The organism is Dyadobacter sp. SRI_021 (assembly GCF_057586235.1).
In genome coordinates this window covers 1-233 of the sequence record NZ_JBYCZM010000059.1, presented here as the reverse complement: position 1 = coordinate 233, position 233 = coordinate 1, and the positions used below count along the sequence as shown (strand labels likewise).

General features: G+C 54.9%; 1 protein-coding gene. It reads right to left on the bottom strand.

Annotated elements, in window-relative coordinates:
- Nucleotides 1–233, bottom strand: a 233-nt coding sequence (locus AC2YIT_RS32265) for a hypothetical protein (protein WP_487281958.1), incomplete at both ends; no start/stop codon positions are given.

Here is a 233-nt window from a genome sequence, read left to right as displayed (position 1 = left end):
TAACCGCTCCAGGGGCCGGATCACCTGTGTTGGGGTTAGTTCCAACATTACTGGTTACAAAAGCATCGGCAGGTACAGTCACATTGGTGGTTCCCCCTGGATTAGGCTGCGAAGGTTGCAGGTTAACCGCTGTCTCGGGGCCTTCTTCGATTCCGAAGTTGACATTGGGCAGATCGACTGTTGCCACCACCGCTTGCAGTATACCATCCACGGTTCCATCGCTTCCGGCAGTC